The sequence below is a fragment of the Arthrobacter sp. L77 genome (assembly GCF_000816565.1).
Lineage (GTDB): Bacteria > Actinomycetota > Actinomycetes > Actinomycetales > Micrococcaceae > Arthrobacter_D > Arthrobacter_D antioxidans.
In genome coordinates this window covers 82,633-99,618 of record NZ_JWSU01000007.1, presented here as the reverse complement: position 1 = coordinate 99,618, position 16,986 = coordinate 82,633, and the positions used below count along the sequence as shown (strand labels likewise).

At 71.1% G+C, this 16,986-nt stretch carries 14 protein-coding genes, 1 rRNA gene and 1 pseudogene; 12 read left to right on the top strand and 4 right to left on the bottom strand.

The genetic code is table 11. The annotated features are described in order from the left end of the window. Positions 1-55 precede the first annotated feature (55 nt). The 12 genes and pseudogenes from rrf (at position 56) to RY94_RS14955 (ending at position 12,457) form a co-directional block, all read left to right on the top strand. Positions 56-172, top strand: a 5S ribosomal RNA gene (gene rrf / locus RY94_RS15010). A 395-nt stretch (positions 173-567) separates the two neighbouring features. Then, positions 568-759 (top strand): annotated as a pseudogene (locus RY94_RS18760) (hypothetical protein); the annotation flags it as partial. Positions 760-2,045: 1,286 nt separating this feature from the next. After that, positions 2,046-3,794, top strand: a complete 1,749-nt coding sequence (locus RY94_RS18485) for a hypothetical protein (RefSeq protein ID WP_231554560.1) — start codon at positions 2,046-2,048, stop codon at positions 3,792-3,794. Next, entirely contained in the window at positions 3,787-4,776 is a 990-nt protein-coding gene (locus tag RY94_RS14995) for an HAD-IIA family hydrolase (protein ID WP_043447064.1), read from the top strand. The genes RY94_RS18485 and RY94_RS14995 overlap by 8 nt, the downstream gene beginning before the upstream one ends. 79 nt (positions 4,777-4,855) lie before the next feature. Continuing rightward, positions 4,856-5,068 (top strand): hypothetical protein, encoded by a 213-nt coding sequence (locus RY94_RS14990; RefSeq protein WP_043447062.1) that lies wholly within the window; start codon positions 4,856-4,858, stop codon positions 5,066-5,068. Beyond that, entirely contained in the window at positions 5,055-5,897 is an 843-nt protein-coding gene (locus RY94_RS14985; RefSeq protein ID WP_043447059.1) for a TlyA family RNA methyltransferase, read from the top strand. The genes RY94_RS14990 and RY94_RS14985 overlap by 14 nt, the downstream gene beginning before the upstream one ends. Further along, on the top strand, positions 5,897-6,823 hold the full coding sequence (locus RY94_RS14980; RefSeq protein ID WP_043447055.1) for an NAD kinase: 927 nt from the start codon (positions 5,897-5,899) through the stop codon (positions 6,821-6,823). Before RY94_RS14985 ends, RY94_RS14980 begins: the two co-directional genes overlap by 1 nt. Next, positions 6,820-8,547: a DNA repair protein RecN gene (gene recN, locus RY94_RS14975; protein WP_043447052.1), complete on the top strand. Its 1,728-nt coding sequence runs from the start codon at positions 6,820-6,822 to the stop codon at positions 8,545-8,547. Before RY94_RS14980 ends, recN begins: the two co-directional genes overlap by 4 nt. Beyond that, positions 8,544-10,244 (top strand): CTP synthase, encoded by a 1,701-nt coding sequence (locus RY94_RS14970; RefSeq protein WP_043447050.1) that lies wholly within the window; start codon positions 8,544-8,546, stop codon positions 10,242-10,244. The genes recN and RY94_RS14970 overlap by 4 nt, the downstream gene beginning before the upstream one ends. A gap of 2 nt (positions 10,245-10,246) precedes the next feature. Beyond that, the gene (locus RY94_RS14965) at positions 10,247-10,933 is read left to right on the top strand and encodes an NUDIX domain-containing protein (protein WP_043447047.1); all 687 of its coding nucleotides are present in this window, start codon (positions 10,247-10,249) and stop codon (positions 10,931-10,933) included. Positions 10,934-10,938: 5 nt separating this feature from the next. Then, positions 10,939-11,901, top strand: a complete 963-nt coding sequence (gene xerD, locus RY94_RS14960) for a site-specific tyrosine recombinase XerD (protein WP_043447045.1) — start codon at positions 10,939-10,941, stop codon at positions 11,899-11,901. Further along, positions 11,894-12,457, top strand: coding sequence for an NUDIX domain-containing protein (locus RY94_RS14955; protein ID WP_231554559.1), 564 nt, complete (start codon positions 11,894-11,896; stop codon positions 12,455-12,457). The genes xerD and RY94_RS14955 overlap by 8 nt, the downstream gene beginning before the upstream one ends. 25 nt (positions 12,458-12,482) lie before the next feature. On the opposite strand, the gene RY94_RS14950 is transcribed toward RY94_RS14955, so the two are convergent. The 4 genes from RY94_RS14950 to RY94_RS14935 form a co-directional block, all read right to left on the bottom strand. Continuing rightward, positions 12,483-13,625, bottom strand: coding sequence for a bifunctional 2-methylcitrate synthase/citrate synthase (locus RY94_RS14950; protein ID WP_043447042.1), 1,143 nt, complete (start codon positions 13,623-13,625; stop codon positions 12,483-12,485). Then, positions 13,622-14,578 (bottom strand): methylisocitrate lyase, encoded by a 957-nt coding sequence (gene prpB, locus RY94_RS14945; protein ID WP_043447040.1) that lies wholly within the window; start codon positions 14,576-14,578, stop codon positions 13,622-13,624. The genes RY94_RS14950 and prpB overlap by 4 nt, the downstream gene beginning before the upstream one ends. Positions 14,579-14,587: 9 nt before the next feature. Continuing rightward, the gene (locus RY94_RS14940; protein ID WP_043447037.1) at positions 14,588-16,108 is read right to left on the bottom strand and encodes an MmgE/PrpD family protein; all 1,521 of its coding nucleotides are present in this window, start codon (positions 16,106-16,108) and stop codon (positions 14,588-14,590) included. Positions 16,109-16,170: 62 nt separating this feature from the next. Next, positions 16,171-16,815 carry a GntR family transcriptional regulator gene (locus RY94_RS14935; protein ID WP_043447035.1) on the bottom strand — a complete coding sequence of 215 codons (645 nt, stop codon included), beginning with the start codon at positions 16,813-16,815 and terminating at the stop codon, positions 16,171-16,173. Positions 16,816-16,986 lie beyond the last annotated feature (171 nt).

The window sequence follows — 16,986 nt, the reverse complement described above, 5'->3', positions numbered from 1 at the left end:
CCCCGCCCATCAGGGCACCCGGGGGCACGGCACGGGCGCGTCAGGTAGCAAGGGTTACGGCGGTCATAGCGTGGGGGAAACGCCCGGTCCCATTCCGAACCCGGAAGCTAAGACCCACAGCGCCGATGGTACTGCACCCGAGAGAGTGTGGGAGAGTAGGACACCGCCGGACAACCATTACAGGAAGGCCCCACACCACCAGGTGCGGGGCCTTCCCACGTTAACCACCAGATAGCGGGGCGGAGCCTCAGCTCGTCGGGAATCCACCCCCGACCCCATCGCTCCCACCCCCTGACCCCAGGCCCCCTTGGGCGGCGTGTGATCCGATGACGTTCTGCCGGCTCGACAGGTTCGGCCTGGTGGCTGTTGGCACCACCCTGGCTGGAAGGGCTCGGTGCTGGAATGCCGTGTCCCCAGGTGAGGGGGTGCCTTCAGGGTGCACCGGGTTCAGGACCGCCGCGTCCGAGGAGCGTCCGGGTGCAGACCCGGTCATGCACCCGGTCCCTGGTGTCGGGCTCGCCCACGACGCGTTGGATAGGTGCCGGCAGCGCATCCGTCAGGGGCGGAGTCGGCCGGACCTCGAAACAATGCGCCGGCGTCGTCCTCGTCGTCCTCGTCGTCCTCGCCTTCCTCGACTGCCCCGGCAACGGCAACGGACCCACGGAGGCGATCAGCGGGCGCCTCGAGCACCCCGGCGGCTCTGCCCTCAGCTCGCGGGACACGACGAAGTCCAGTTGCGCTCTCCGGACATCGCAGTGATCTACCTCATCGGAGCGGGATGGGATCCCGATACGATTCGTAGTGCTTCCGGTTCTGAATGCCTCACGCTGCCTGAGGCCCAGTCCATCGGTGGGGATCTCTAGGAATTCCGAAGGGGCCGGCCTGGCGGAGCTGGTGCAGCAGGACGTCGACGGCCGGTTCGGGAGAGCCGGTGCCGCGGCTCCTTGGCGGCCGCCGGCAGAGGCGTTCACCCCGGCGCAGAGGTGTGCATCACAAGGGGCTGATCCAGGCATCACGATGACGTGGGGGCGGCCGCTTCGTGGTTCCATAGATGGGTAGTACCCACAGCAAAATAGAGACCCGCCGGTAGAGATGCCGGACCCTGATGAGAGGACCGCACTGCCATGACTGAGCAGGAGCACACCGCCGGACAAGACGGAAACCCCCGCCGGTCGGATGGGCCGGCGGACGGTCATCAGGGAGGGTCCGAGCGGCCTGAACGCCGTCACTCCTGGGGCTCGAAGTCGGCCGCCCAGGGCACTCGTCCATCGACGCCCCGCGCCGGAGATGACGCTCGCGCCGACGACGACTCCCGCCCCGGATCCGCCGATCGCAGCCCGAGCGGTGACAGCAACCGGACCGGCGAGGGCTCGCAGGCATCGGGCAGCGCAGGGCGTCCCCCGGGTGATCGGCCTGCCTGGAAAGGGCAGTCCGACGCACGCACCGGAGGAAGCCGGGGCGGGCGACCGGAACGAGCCGGCCAGGACGACCGTCGAGACCGTCCGGACCGACCACGCGAGGGTCGGACGGGTCAGGCCAGGGACGGTGGCGGCAGTCAGCAATGGAGCGACCGCAGAGGCCAGAACCCCGACCGCTCAGCATCCCGTTCGACGGAGCGACCGGCACGAGGGCCCGAGGAGGGGCGGGGTGCCCAGCTGCGCGGGGCAGCCTCCCGCGGTGGGTCGTCATCGGGCTCCGCTGCCGATCGGCAGCCGCGGTCCGCCAGTCGAGGCCAGGCGCCGACGCGCCGGTCCGACGAGGGTCGCGATCGTCCCTGGCAGTCGCGTTCCGCGTCCGGAGAGGGACAGTCCGCCGGGCAGCGACGTTCGCCCGAACGGGGCAACTCCCACCGGCGACCATCGGATCGCCAGGAGAGGGGTTCCGGCTCCGAGCGCCGTGACAGTGACCGGCACCAGGGCTACGGATCGGAAGAGTCCGCCGCCCCCCGTCCCCACAACGCCCGGGATCTCCGGAGCGCGAACCGACCGGACCGGGAGCGTTCCCCGGAGATCGACGAGGACGTCAAGGGCGACGAGCTCGACCGGGTGACCCGGGCCCAGATCCGCAACCTCGAGGAACGAAGCGCCCTCTGGGTCGCGAAGCACCTCGTGATGGCGGGTCGACTCCTGGACCTCGACCCGGAGCTGGCTTTCCAGCATGCCCTCGCTGCGAGCCGCCGCGGTGGACGCCTTGCTGCCGTCCGGGAAGCCGTCGGGTTGACCGCATACGGTGCAGGACACTACGGCGAGGCCTTGCGTGAATTCCGGACGTTCCGCAGGATCAGCGGATCCAACGTCCACCTCCCGGTCATGGCTGACTGTGAGCGCGGCCTGGGGCGTCCCGACAGGGCGCTCGACCTCGCTCGCAGCGAGGAGGCCGAGTCCCTCGATGCCGCCGGCAAGGCCGAACTCGCCATGGTCGTGTCCGGTGCACGCTCGGACCTGGGCCAGCTCGATGCCGCCGTCGCTGCCCTCGAGATCCCTCAGCTGGACCTGCACCGCGCTTTCTCCTTCACTCCCCGCCTGTTCCGTGCGTATGCGGCAGCGCTCGATGCTGCCGGCCGTTCCGGCGAGTCGGAGAAGTGGCGGCGCCAGGCCCGGGTGGCGGAGAAGGCCCTCGGTCTGGACGACGACCTCGAGCCCGACATCATCGACCTCGGAGAGGACGACGAACCCGCTCCCACCCCGGTGCCGAAGGTGGCGGACGTCCTCGGCGCACCAGCACAGACACCCGCAGGTGCCAGTGCCGATGAGCCTCAGCGCGAAGCGTCAGCAGACACCGCCGAGCAGGCAGACGAAGCCGACGAAGCCGCTTCGCTCTTCGACGTGACCGACGTGACCGACGTGACGATCGCTGCGGACGCTGCGGACGTTGCAGACGCTGCAGACGTTGCAGACGCTACGGACGCTGCGGACGGCGCGGAGGCCGACGCCGGCGAGACGGCGGCAGCAGCCGGAGTGCCCACGGGGAATGAGCAGCCCTCTGCCGGAGCGTCCGAGGACGCGGGGGCGGTCAAGGACGAGCACAACGACGAGCACAAGGACGAGCACAAGGACGAGCACAACGACGAGCACAAGGACGAGCACAAGGACGAGCACAACGACGAGCACAAGGACGAGCACAAGGACGAGCACGAGGACGAGCACGAGGCCGACCACGAAGCCGCGGGAGAGGCTGATGCGGCTTTGACAGGGACGGACGAGCCGTCAGGTGCTGCGGTGCAGGACACTCAAGCGACTCTCGTCGATCCGGTGGAGGACCAGTCAGCAGCGAAGGACGCCGTGGATGGCTCGGGCAACGCAGCGGAGGACGGGTCCGCCGTGGTTCCGGGGTCGGAGGACGCCTCGGTGGAGGAACCGGCAGTGAGTACCGACCCGGTGCCTGTCGAGGCCATCCCTGTCGGCGAGTCGGCTTCTTCGGTGCAGCCTCTGCAGACCGAGGTGCTGTTCAGCATGGATGACGGAGGGGGCGCGGACTCAGCGCCGTCGGACGCGAAGGACAGCAAGGACAGCAAGGGGGCCAAGGCAACTAAGGACAGCAAGGACGCGAAGGACAGCAAGGCGGCCAAGGCAACCAAGGACAGCAAGGACGGCAAGGCGGCCAAGGGGGCCAAGGCAACTAAGGACAGCAAGGCAACCAAGGACGGCAAGGCGGCCAAGGCGACCAAGGACACCAAGCCGGCCAAGAGCGCGAAGAATGCCGATCGTGCCGGTGCGGCAGGGACCCCGCCGATGCCGGTCGAAGTCTCCGCAGCGCCGGACGCGACGCGGTCGGAGGACGGCGTCGATGACTGATCGGTTGATCGACGGCTACGACGGGATCCTCGCGGACCTCGACGGCGTCGTGTACGCCGGACCGCACGCCATCCCGGGGGCCACCGCCGCCCTGGAGCGGCTCGCCCACGAGGGCAAGAGCCTCGCCTACGTGACGAACAATGCGTCGCGATCCTCCGAGCAGGTGGCCGCCCACCTGCGGGAGCTCGGAGCGCCGGCCCGTGCCGACCAGGTCTTCGGGTCCGCGTTGGCGGGCGCCGAACTGCTGGCCGGCCTGGTGCCCGCCGGTGCGTCGGTGCTCGTGGTCGGCAGCGAGTCCCTCGCGGATTGCATCCGGCAGCAGGGGTTCGCCGTCGTCGGATCAGCGGCTGACGGGCCGGACGCCGTCATCCAGGGATTCTCGCCGGCCCTCGGGTGGAAGGACCTCGCGGAGGCGGCCTACGCCGTGGCTGCGGGCGCCGTGTGGGTCGCGACCAACACGGACCTGTCCATCCCGCAGGAGCGCGGCATCGCTCCCGGCAACGGGACCCTGGTCGCCGCGGTCGCCGCCGCGACCGGGCAGTCACCCTCCGTGGCCGGCAAGCCGGAGGCGGCCCTCTTCCGGACGGCCGCACGCCATTCGGGCGCAGAGCGAGCCCTTGTGGTGGGTGACCGCCTCGACACGGACATCCTGGGCGGCAATCGGGCGGGCATGTCCACGGCCCTCGTCCTCACCGGCGTGGACTCGGTCAGGACCGCCTTGGCGGCACGGGTCGACGAGCGCCCGGACTACCTCCTCGGCTCCCTCGCGGAGCTGTACGAGGAGTACCCCGCGGTCACCGGCGACGCCGGCGCCTCCACGTGCGGCGGCGCGACGGCCCGCGTCGCGGGCTCGACGGTGGCCGTCACCGGCCGCGAGGACGACGTCGACAGCTGGCGTGCGGCCTGCGCCGCCTGGTGGGCAGCCCACCCGACAGCGACGACGGCGACCGCTCCCGAGGTGAGCTTCGAAGCCGCTGGCTAGGCTGGACACGGTACGGACCGGGCACACAGGCTCCTCCGCTCCGGGCAGTGTTCGAGGCAGCGCAACAGGAAGGGACCAGATGGACGAGGCACAGGCCTCCGCTCCGGAGGGCGGCATGCCGTCGCCGACGGGTGGGACGGCCGTCGATCGGATCCTCGACCTCCTCGACGGGCTGCAGGACCTCGCGGTCGCGGAGCACGCCGACGTGTACGTGGACGTCCACGACCGGCTCGCCCGGGAGCTCGACCCGGAGCGGACGCTCCGTCAGGCGGGAGCCCATGGCTCGCCTTGATCAGGAACTCGTGGCCCGGGGGCTCGCGCGTTCACGCTCCCACGCGGCCCAGCTGATCGCCGCGGGCAGGGTGCTCCGCGGCGGCGTCGTGGCGCGGAAGCCCTCGATCGCGGTCCCGCCCGGGGACGTCCTCTCCGTCGAGGGACAGGGCGAGGACTACGTGAGCCGGGCGGGCACCAAGCTCGACGGCGCCCTGCGCGCCTTCCCGGACATCGACCCGGCCGGCCGGCGATGCCTCGACGCCGGGGCCTCCACCGGCGGGTTCACGGACGTCCTGCTCCGGCGCGGTGCCCGCCAGGTCGCGGCGGTCGACGTGGGACACGGTCAACTCGTGCAGCAGCTGCGCGACGACCCTCGGGTGCAGGTGTTCGAAGGCATGAACGTCCGCCACCTCGAGCCCGGGGACATCGGCGGACCGGTGGAGCTGACCGTCGCCGATCTCTCGTTCATCTCCCTCCGGCTCGTGATGGCGGCTCTTGCGGGCGCCACGCACCCCGGCGGGGACCTGCTCCTGATGGTGAAGCCCCAGTTCGAGGTGGGGCGCAGCGGCCTCAACCGACTCGGCGTCGTCACGTCGCCGCAGGCCCGCCGCCGAGCGGTGGCCGGCGTGCTGCACAGCGCCCTCGAGTGCGGGCTGGACATCGGCGGCGTCGCGCAGAGCGAGTTGCCCGGACAGGATGGCAACCTGGAGTACTTCGTGTGGATAAAGATGCCGAGCCGCGCGATGGTGCCTAGGATCGAGGGGGAGCTCGACCGGTTGACGGACCAGGCGCTCGCCCAGGCAGCACTCTTCCCCGCCGCCCCGACCGACCAATCAGACGGAGCTTGATGAGTAGACGAATTCTGGTGCTCGCGCACACCGGCCGCAGGAACGCGATGATCGCGGCGCAGGAAGCGTGCACGCGCCTCCACGACCTCGGGCTGAAGCCCGTCATGCGCAAGGAGGAACTCGCCGATCTGCAGGGCGAGTACGGCGCCCTCGCCGCACCCGCCGAGGAACTGGGCGACGGCGTCGACTTCGGCGACGTCGAACTCGTCATGGTCCTCGGCGGCGACGGCACCATCCTGCGCGCCGCGGAGCTCGTGCGGGAGGCCGACATCCCCCTGCTCGGCGTCAACCTCGGCCATGTGGGCTTCCTCGCGGAGAGCGAGCGGGCGGACCTCGCCGAGACGGTGCGGTGGATCGCCGATCGCAGCTACACCGTCGAGGAGCGCACCACCATCGAGGTCCTCGTCTGGCAGGGCGACACCCTGCTCGGGCAGAGCTGGGCCTTGAACGAGGCCGCCATCGAGAAGGCGAGCCGCGAACGCATGATCGAGGTGGTCATGGAGGTCGACGGCCGCCCGGTGAGCTCCTTCGGCTGCGACGGCGTGGTCCTCGCCACCCCGACCGGATCGACCGCGTACGGGTTCTCCGCCGGCGGACCCATCGTGTGGCCGGAGGTCGAGGCACTGCTCATGGTGCCCATCAGCGCCCACGCCCTGTTCGCGAAGCCGCTCGTCGTCGCGCCCACCTCCGTGCTCGCCGTCGAACTGCTGACCCGCACCGACGCATCAGGCGTGCTGTGGTGCGATGGACGGCGGAGCATCGACCTGCCGCCCGGCGCGCGCGTCGAGGTGCGGCGTTCCGACAACCCGGTGCGCCTCGCCCGCACCCGGCAGACGCCGTTCTCCGAACGCCTCGTCCGCAAGTTCGAACTGCCCATCCAGGGGTGGCGGGGCCCCGTGCAGCACCAGGACGGACCCACACGATGATCGAGGAAATGCGTATCCGCGACCTCGGCGTCATCACCGACGCCACCCTCCGCCTCGGGCCCGGCCTGACGGTCGTCACCGGCGAGACCGGCGCAGGCAAGACGATGGTCATCACGGCCCTCGGACTGCTCCGCGGTGCCCGGTCCGACGCCGGCGCCGTCCGGCTCGGTGCCGGATCCGCGTCCGCGGAGGCCGTGCTGAGGCTCGAACCGATGAGCCCCGCCGCGCTGCGGGCCGCGGAGGCGGGAGCCGCCCTGGAGGAGTACGACGGCGTCGCCGAACTGATCCTCGCCCGCACCGTGACCAGCGAGGGCCGGAGCCGCGCGTACGTGGGCGGCCGGGCCGCGCCCGTCGGGGTCCTCGCGGAGCTGGGCGACGAACTCGTCGTCGTGCACGGGCAGTCGGACCAGCTGCGGCTGAAGGGGGCCGCTGCGCAGCGGCAGGCGCTCGACAAGTTCGGCGGCAAGCCCGTCGACGAGGCGCTCCGCGCGTACGGCGAGGCGTTCCGCCAGTGGCGCGATGCCCTCACCGAACGCGACCGGCTGAGGAGCGAGGCCCGCGAACGCCTGCGCGAGGCCGAGGGCCTCGAAGCGGCGCTGACGGAGATCGGCGACCTCGACCCGCAGCCGGGCGAGGACGCCGCGTTGAAGGCCGAGTCGATGCGCCTCGGCAACCTCGAGGAGCTCCGCACCGCGGCGCTCGTGGCCCATCAGGCCCTCGTGTCCGAGGAGATCGGGGCCAGCGCGGACGCCGTCTCCCTGGTCGACGAGGCGAAACGCCAGCTCGAGGCCGTCGCCGAGCACGACGCCGACCTGGGCCGGCTCGCCGAACGGCTCGCCGAGGTCGGCTACCTCCTCGCGGACATCTCCGCGGAGCTGGCCGGCTACGGGACGGCGCTCGACAGCGAGGGCGCCGGCCGGCTCGAGGAGGTCGAGTCGCGGCGGGCCGCACTGTCCGTCCTCGTCCGGAAGTACGCCCCCACCATCGACGAGGTGCTCGCGTGGCAGGAGGACGCCGTCAAACGGCTGCTCGAACTCAGCGGCGACTCCTCCCGCGTGGAGGAGCTCGACGACGTCATCGCGGACCTGGACCGGCAGGTCCACGGGCTCGCCGACACGCTGTCGACCCTGCGCCGCACGGCGGCCGAGAGCCTCGCGCGGAAGGTGAGCGACGAGCTGACGGCGCTGGCCATGCCGGACGCCGAACTGCTCATCGAGGTCACGCCGGGCGAGTCGCTCTCCGTCCACGGCGCGGACGACATCGCCTTCAACCTGCAGCCGCATCCCGGCTCCGCGCCGCGCGCCCTGGGCAAGGGGGCATCGGGCGGAGAGCTCTCCCGCGTCATGCTCGCCATCGAGGTGGTCCTCGCCGCCGTCGACCCGGTGCCCACCTTCGTGTTCGACGAGGTGGACGCGGGTGTCGGAGGCAAGGCCGCCGTCGAGATCGGGCGGCGGCTGGCCATGCTGGCCGAGCACGTGCAGGTCATCGTGGTGACCCACCTGCCGCAGGTCGCCGCATTCGCCGCCCGGCACATCCGGGTCACGAAGAACGTCTCCCGGGACGGAGAGGGCGGGGGAGTGACGGCCAGCGACGTGGAGGTGCTGTCCGACGACGAACGCGTCCGCGAGCTCGCGAGGATGCTCGCCGGCCAGGAGGACTCGGCATCGGCCCGGGCCCACGCCGAGGAACTGCTCGCCGATGCTGCCCGGACCGCCGCTCGGTGATAGTCTCGAATTCCGTGGCGCAGCAACTAAACTCCCGGTTCCTTAAATCCGCAACGACCAAGCACATCTTCGTGACTGGCGGCGTGGCCTCCTCACTCGGCAAGGGACTGACGGCTTCCAGCCTGGGTCACCTCCTGAGGGCGCGCGGCCTCTCCGTGACGATGCAGAAGCTTGATCCCTACCTCAACGTCGACCCCGGCACGATGAACCCGTTCCAGCACGGTGAAGTCTTCGTGACGGACGACGGCGCAGAGACCGACCTCGACATCGGGCACTACGAGCGGTTCCTCGACGAGAACCTCGACGGGTCGGCGAACGTCACGACCGGCCAGGTGTACTCGACGGTCATCGCGAAGGAACGCCGCGGCGAGTACCTCGGCGACACCGTGCAGGTCATCCCGCACATCACGGACGAGATCAAGCGCCGCATGCGCCTGCCGGCGGAGCACACCCCGGGCAAGAAGGCGCCGGACGTCATCATCACCGAGATCGGCGGGACGGTCGGCGACATCGAGTCGCAGCCCTTCCTCGAATCGGCCCGCCAGGTCCGCCAGGACATCGGCCGCAACAACGTCTTCTTCCTGCACGTCTCCCTGGTCCCGTACATCGGACCCTCGCAGGAGCTCAAGACCAAGCCCACCCAGCACTCCGTGGCGATGCTGCGCTCCATCGGCATCCAGCCGGACGCCATCGTGATCCGCTCGGACCGCGAGGTGCCCATGGCGATGCGCGAGAAGATCGGCCGCATGTGCGACGTCGACATCGACGCCGTCGTCAACGCGGCCGACGCGCCGAGCATCTACGACATCCCGAAGACGCTCCACGCCCAGGGCCTCGACGCGTACATCGTCCAGGCGCTCGACCTGAAGTTCAAGGACGTCAACTGGACCCGGTGGAACAAGCTCCTCGACGTCGTCCACAACCCGAAGCACCACGTCGAGGTGGCGCTCGTCGGCAAGTACATCGACCTGCCCGACGCCTACCTCTCCGTCACCGAGGCGCTGCGCGCCGGCGGGTTCGCGAACAAGACGAAGGTCACCATCAAATGGGTGCCCTCGGACGAGTGCCAGACCCCGGAGGGCGCCAAGCAGGCCCTCGACGGTGTCGACGCCATCTGCATCCCGGGCGGCTTCGGCATCCGCGGCCTGGAAGGCAAGCTCGGCGCGCTGACCTACGCCCGCGAGAACAGGATCCCCACCCTCGGCCTCTGCCTCGGACTGCAGTGCATGGTCATCGAATACGCCCGGAACGTCGTGGGCCTCGAAGGCGCGTCGTCGAGCGAGTTCGAGCCGGACACGAAGTACCCCGTCATCGCGACCATGGCCGAGCAGCTGCACATCGTCAGCGGTGAGGGCGACATGGGCGGCACCATGCGCCTCGGACGCTGGGAGGCCAAGCTCCAGGAAGGCTCCGTGGTCGCCGGGACCTACGGCAAGACGACGGTCTTCGAACGCCACCGCCACCGCTACGAGGTGAACAACGAGTACCGCGAGCAGATCGCCGCCGCCGGCCTCGTGTTCTCCGGCACCACCACGGACGGGAAGCTGGTGGAATTCGCCGAACTGCCGAAGGACGTGCACCCGTACTACGTCTCGACGCAGGCCCACCCCGAGCTGAGCTCGCGCCCCACGCGGCCGCACCCGCTGTTCGCCGGCCTGGTCAAGGCGGCCCTCGAACGCCGCGGCGCGAAGGTCTGACGGTGCAGCCCCCGGGGGTCAGCGACGCCGGCTTCGGCGACGAGCAGAGCCCGCGCCGGCTCCTCGGGACCACCACGGTCTACGAGGGGCGGGTGTGGGACGTCGTCAGCGAGCAGTTCACGCTGACCGGAGACGGCGAGACCATCACCCGGGACTTCATCCAGCACCCGGGTGCCGTCGCGGTGCTCGTGCTGAACGACGCCGGCCAGGTCCTCCTGCTGCGCCAGTACCGGCACCCGGTGCGCATGGCGCTGTGGGAGATCCCCGCCGGCCTGCTCGACGAGGACGGCGAGGACTTCGTCGACGCCGCCGCGCGCGAGCTCGCGGAGGAGGCCGACCTCACGGCCGGGCGATGGCACGTCCTCGTGGACCTCTTCCTCTCGCCGGGGTCCTCCTCGGAGGCGCTGCGCGTCTACCTGGCCCGCGACATCGGGGACGTCCCCGAGGCCGACCGGCACACGCGCACCCACGAGGAAGCCGAGATCGAACTGAAGTGGGTGGACCTCGACGCCGCCGTGGACGCGGTCCTCGAGGGGCGTATCCACAGCCCGTCCGCGGCCGCCGCGATCCTCGCCGCCCGGGTGGCGCGTGAGGACGGGTTCGCCGGCCTGCGCCCCGCGTCGACCCCCTGGCCCGAGCACCCCAGCCAGCACTCCGCCTGGCCGCGCGGTGCGGTGCTCGGGGACTGACGATCATGCCGGGAACGGCACCCGCGGGCGACGACGGACCGCTGACCGTGCTCGTCCGCGACTACCTGCAGCACATGTCGGTGGAACGGGGCCTGTCCGCCAACACGCTCGCGGCCTACCGGCGCGACCTGCGGCGGTACGAGGCGTTCCTCGGCTCCCGGGGCGTGGAGGACGCCGCCCGCATCACGCGCCACGACGTCTCCGCCTTCGCGCAGGCCGTCGTCTCGGGGGAGGACGGCCAGTCGCCGCTGAGTCCGCGGTCCGCCGCACGGACGGTCGTCGCGGTGCGGGGCCTGCACCGGTTCTGGGCCCTGGAGGGCATCACCGAGGGGGACCCGGCCCGCGACGTGGCCCCGCCCATGGCGGGGCGCCGCCTGCCGAAGGCCATCCCCGTCCCGGAGGTGGTGCGGATCCTCGAGGCCGTGGACACGGGATCGCCGTCGGGCCAGCGGGACCGCGCTCTGCTCGAGTTCCTGTACTCGACCGGGGCGAGGATCAGCGAGGCGGTCGGCCTCGACATCGACGACGTCTCCGTCCACGACACCGCTGACGGTCCCGCCGTGGTCCGGCTCACCGGCAAGGGATCGAAGGAGCGCCTCGTCCCCGTCGGGTCCTACGCCGCCCGGGCCGTCGACGCGTACCTCGTGCAGGGCCGTCCGGGGCTGGCCGCGAAGGGCACGGGCAGCCCCGCCCTGTTCCTCAACATGCGGGGAGGGCGCCTGAGCCGGCAGAGCGCGTGGACCATCCTGAAGAGCGCGGCCGAGCGCGCCGGGGTCACCCGTGAGGTCTCACCCCACACCCTCCGGCACTCCTTCGCCACCCACCTGCTCGAGGGCGGGGCGGACGTGCGCGTGGTGCAGGAGCTCCTCGGCCATGCGTCCGTCACCACCACGCAGGTCTACACCCTGGTCACCGCCGACACGCTGCGGGAGGTGTACGCGGCGGCCCACCCGCGGGCCCTTGCCTGAGGCCGGCGTGCCGGGACGGGACGCCGGCCTCACGACCCCCGAGTGGGTGGGCATCGACGGCGTCGACTACCGGCGGGTGGTCCTGTGCTTCCTCTTCCGGGACAGTGACAGTGACAGTGACGGACACGGCGGGCGGCAGGTGCTGCTCGGCCTCAAGCGCACCCGGTTCGGCGCCGGCCGGGTGGTGGCCCTCGGCGGCAAGATCGACGGTCGGGAGACAGCCCGGGAGGCGGCCGTACGCGAGGTCGAGGAGGAGAGCGGCATCGCGCTCGTGCCGACGGAGGTGCGTGCGGCCGGGACGATCACCTGGCGGTTCCCTGCACAGCCCGCCTGGAACATGGCGGCGTCCCTGTTCACGGCCGAGGCCGGGTGCGCCATCGCCGTCCCCTGCGAGGAGATCGAACCGCGCTGGTACGGGGTCGGTGCCATCCCCTGGCAGGAGATGTGGCAGGACGCTCCCCACTGGGTCCCGACCGTCCTCGCGGGGCGGCCGGTCCACGCCCGGTTCGTCATGGCCGCTGACAACGAGAGCGTCGCCGGCGCCGTCGTCGACTGAGCGCGACGGCGCCGGCACGCGCGGGTCAGCCCTCGACGTGCCGCTCGTCCGGCCCGTTGTAGAGGCTCAGGGGGCGGATGAGCGAGTTGGCGGCCGTCTGCTCCATGATGTGGGCGGTCCAGCCGGTGATGCGCGCGGCGATGAAGAGAGGCGTGAACATCTCGGTGTCGAACCCCATGAGGTGATAGGTGGGCCCGGCCGGGTAGTCCAGGTTCGGCTTGATGCCCTTGGCCTCGTCCATGGCCGTCTCGAGCCCCGAGTACAGCCCCAGGATCTCGCCGCGGCCGTAGTACCCGATCATGGCGTCGAGCGCGGACTTCATGGTGGGGACGCGGGAATCGCCGTTCTTGTAGACCCGGTGGCCGAAGCCCATGACCTTCTTCTTCGACGCCAGCGCTTCCTCCATCCACGCCTTCGCGCGGGCGGCGGCCTCCTCGGAGGACTCGTCCTCGCGGATGCCGATCTCCTCGAAGGTGTGCATGACGGCCTCGTTCGCCCCGCCGTGCAGGGCTCCCTTGAGGGCGCCGATGGCGCCGGTCACGGCGGAGTGCAGGTCCGAGAGGGTGGAGGTGATGACCCGCGCGGTGAAGGTCGACGCGTTGAAGGAGTGCTCCGCGTACAGGACCATCGACACGTCGAACGCGTGCACCACCTCGGCGGGAGCCTCCTCGCCGAAGGTCATCCACAGGAAGTTGGCGGAATAGCCGAGATCGTCGCGGGGCTCAACGCGGGCCTGCCCGCGCCGGCGGCGCTGGTCGTAGGCGACGACGGCGGGGAACACCGCGAACAGCGTGGCGGCCTTCTCCATGTTCGCCTCGACCGAGTTGTCGTTCGCCAGCGGGTGGCAGGCGCCCAGCACGGAGACGGCCGTCCGCGCCACGTCCATGGGGTGGGCCGTCAGCGGCAGCAGGTCGATCGCCGCGACCACCTGCTCCGGGAGGGCCCGGTGCGCGCGCTCGAAGGCATCGAACCGCGCCCGCTCCTCGGGGTCCGGCAGTTCGCCGTTCCACAGCAGATAGGCGACGTCCTCGACGTCGCGGTGACCGGCGAGCTCCTGCACGGGGTATCCCCGGTACAGGAGCGAGTTGGTCTCCGGATTGACCTTCGAGACCGCGGTGTAGTCCACCACGACTCCCGCGAGCCCCTTGTGGATCTGTGGTTCTGTCACGCCTGGTCCTCCTGTGCAGTCGGTCGTGCGGATCCGGCGCCGCCCGGCGGGCGGCCGTCGGGAATCTCGAAGTCGAAGACGGAGGAGTCGAAGCGGTTGTAGCCCTCGTAGTCCACCAGCTCGTAGAGCCGGCTCCGTGGCTGCATGTCCGCCACGGCCGCCTCCTGCGTCCCTTGGGTCCTGATCGAGTCCAGCGTACGCTCGGCGGCGCCCATCGCACTGCGCAGCAGCGTGACGGGGTAGATCACCATGGTGACGCCCACCTCCTGCAGCTGCTCCACGGTGAAGAGCTCGCTCTTGCCGAACTCGGTCATGTTGGCGAGGATCGGCACGTCCACGGCGGCGCGGACGGCGCGGAACTCCTCGAGGCTCCGCAGGGCCTCGGGGAAGATGGCGTCGGCGCCCGCCTCGACGAGTGCCCGCGACCGCTCGCAGGCGGCCTCCAGCGTGTCCGTGCCCCGGATGTCGGTGCGCGCCATGATCAGGAAGTTCGGGTCCCGGCGGGCGTCGGCGGCGGCCCGGATGCGCTTCACGGCCGTGTCGAGGTCCACGACGTTCTTGCCGTCGAGGTGGCCGCAGCGCTTCGGGTTGAACTGGTCCTCGATGTGGCAGCCCGCGAGCCCGGCGTCCTCGAGCTCCTGCACGCTGCGGGCCACGTTCATCGGCTCGCCGAAGCCCGTGTCGGCGTCGACGATGCACGGCAGGTCGGTCATGCGGGCGATCTGCCCGGCACGGTGGGCGACCTCCGTCAGCGTCGTCAGGCCGATGTCCGGCAGGCCGAGGTCGGCGGCGATGACCGCCCCGGAGATGTAGACGCCGTCGAAGCCCTTGTCGGCGATGAGGCGGGCCGAGAGCGGGTTGAAGGCGCCCGGGAACTGCTGAAGGCGCCCGGAGGCGAGCCCGTCCCTGAGGGTCCGGCGCTTCTGTTCGGGGGTGACGCTCGAGTACAGCACGGCCGCCTCCTAGAGGAGTCCCTGCGGCGCGGCGGCCGCATCGATGACGCCGGGGCGCGCGAGGATGTTGAGCTGCCCCAGCGAGCCGGCCGGCAGGTCGGGCAACTGCTCGACGGCGGCGAGGAAGCGGCCCAGCTCGGCGTCGTCCACGACGCCCGCGGCGAGCATGCGCAGCTTGGCGATGTAGTCGGCGCGGGCGAAGGGCCGGGCGCCGAGGGGGTGCGCGTCCGCCACGGCGATCTCGTCGGTGATGACGGTGCCGTCCGTGAGGGTGATCTCCACCCGCCCGCCGAAGGCCTTCTCCGCGATGTCCAGGGAGTGGTAGCGGCGCGTCCACTCGGGGTCCTCGACCGTGGTGACCTTGTGCCAGAGGGCGACCGTGTCCGGTCGTGCGGCCCGTTCGGGGGCGTAGGAGTCCTCGTGGTGCCAGCGGCCGTCCTGCAGCGCGACGGTGAAGATGTAGGGGATCGAGTGGTCGAGCGTCTCCCGGGAGGCGGTGGGATCGTACTTCTGCGGATCGTTGGCGCCGGAGCCGATCACGTAGTGGGTGTGGTGGGAGGTGTGGATGACCACGGACGCGACGTTCGACGGGTCCGTGGCCTCGGGGTGCGAGCCGTGGAGGCGCCGGGCGAGGTCGATCCAGGCCTGGGCCTGGTACTCGGCGGAGTGTTCCTTGGTGTAGGTGTCGAGGATGGCGCGCTTCGGCTCGCCCTGCGCGGGCAGGGGCACCTCGTAGGCGGCCCCGGGTCCGTCGAGGAGCCAGGCGATCACGCCGTCCTCGCCCTCGTAGATGGGGGTGGGCGAGGTCTGTCCGCGCATGGCGCGGTCGACGGCCTCGACGGCCATCTTCCCGGCGAAGGCCGGGGCGTGCGCCTTCCATGTGGAGATCTCGCCCTTGCGGGACTGGCGGGTCGCCGTCGTCGTGTGCAGGGCCTGTCCGACGGCGTGGAAGATGACGTCCGCGTCGAGGCCGAGCAGCGTGCCGATGCCCGCTGCGGCGGAGGGGCCGAGGTGCGCGACGTGGTCGATCTTGTGCTCGTGCAGGCAGATGGCCTTCACGAGGTCCACCTGGATCTCGTACCCGGTGGCGATCGCGCGGACCAGGTCGCGGCCCGAGGCGCCGGTGTGCTGCGCCGCGGCGAGGATGGGCGGGATGTTGTCGCCCGGGTGCGAGTAGTCCGCGGCGAGGAAGGTGTCGTGGTAGTCGAGCTCGCGCACGGCGACGCCGTTGGCCCATGCGGCCCATTCCGCGGAGACGGGGGAGTCGACGCCGAAGACGGCGGCCCCCGAGCCGTGGACCGAGACCGGGTGGCTCAGCGCCTGGGCGCGGGCCGCGACGACGGGCGCGCGGTTCAGCGATGCGAGGGCCACGGAGGCGTTGTCGATGATCCGGTTGATCACCATGTCGGTGACGTCCGCCGTGACCTCGACGGGATCCGTGGCGACCTCGGCGATCTTCCAGGCGAGCTGGTCCTCCCGGGGGAGGTTCTCCTCACTGCGGTGGACGCGGACGGGGTGGAGTTCGACCATGGTGTTCCTCTCGGTGCTGCGGGGGTGGTTCGGGGCTGGTTCAGGGTGGGTTGCAGGGTCGGTCAGGTTCGGGTGGGGTCCGGGGCGAGCAGGTGCTGCAGGCTGGTGTGCAGGTGCACGCGCATCGAGGCCTCGGCGAGATCGGCGTTGCCGGCGCCCAGGGCGAGCGCGATCTGCTCGTGCTCGCGGGCCGAGGCCAGGAGGCGGGGCGGGTGGTCCCGGGCCAGCCGCCGGACCCGGGCCAGATGGGTGCGGATCGGTTTCTGGGCCTGCAGCAGGTAGGGGTTCCCGGCCGCCTCGTCGATCTGGGCGTCGAGCCGCGCCACGAGGGCGTAGTACGCGTCCTGGCCGCCGTCGTCGTCCCCGATGAGCTGCCCGGCGCGGGCGAACTCCCCAGCGAGGGCCGCGAAGACGGGGCGATCGCCGCGCACGGCGGCGAGCCGAACGGCGGCGCATTCGAGGGGCAGGCGGACGTCGAAGAGATCGGCGACGGCCGCGAGGGAGATCGCGGAGACGACGACGCCGCGCCCGGCGTGCGGGCTGGCGAGGCCTTCGGCGACGAGCCGGGAGAGCGCTTCGCGCAGGGGGGTCCTCGAGACGCCGAGCCGCGCCGATTGCTCCACCTCGGCGAGCACGTCCCCCGGGGCCAGCCGCCATTCGACGATGTCCGCGCGCAGGAGGGCGTAGGCGCGATCACTGGCCCGCATCCTCGCCTCCTCCGGCTCGTCCTGGTGGTGCCGATCACCCCGCTGTCACGGGGCTGTACCGGCTCCAATGTATGCAAAGGAGTGCACAAGTACAAGAATTTACGGATCTCAGCTGGAAGTTATGACTCCTATGTATACAGAAGGTGATGGTGGATACTGGTCCTCACCATC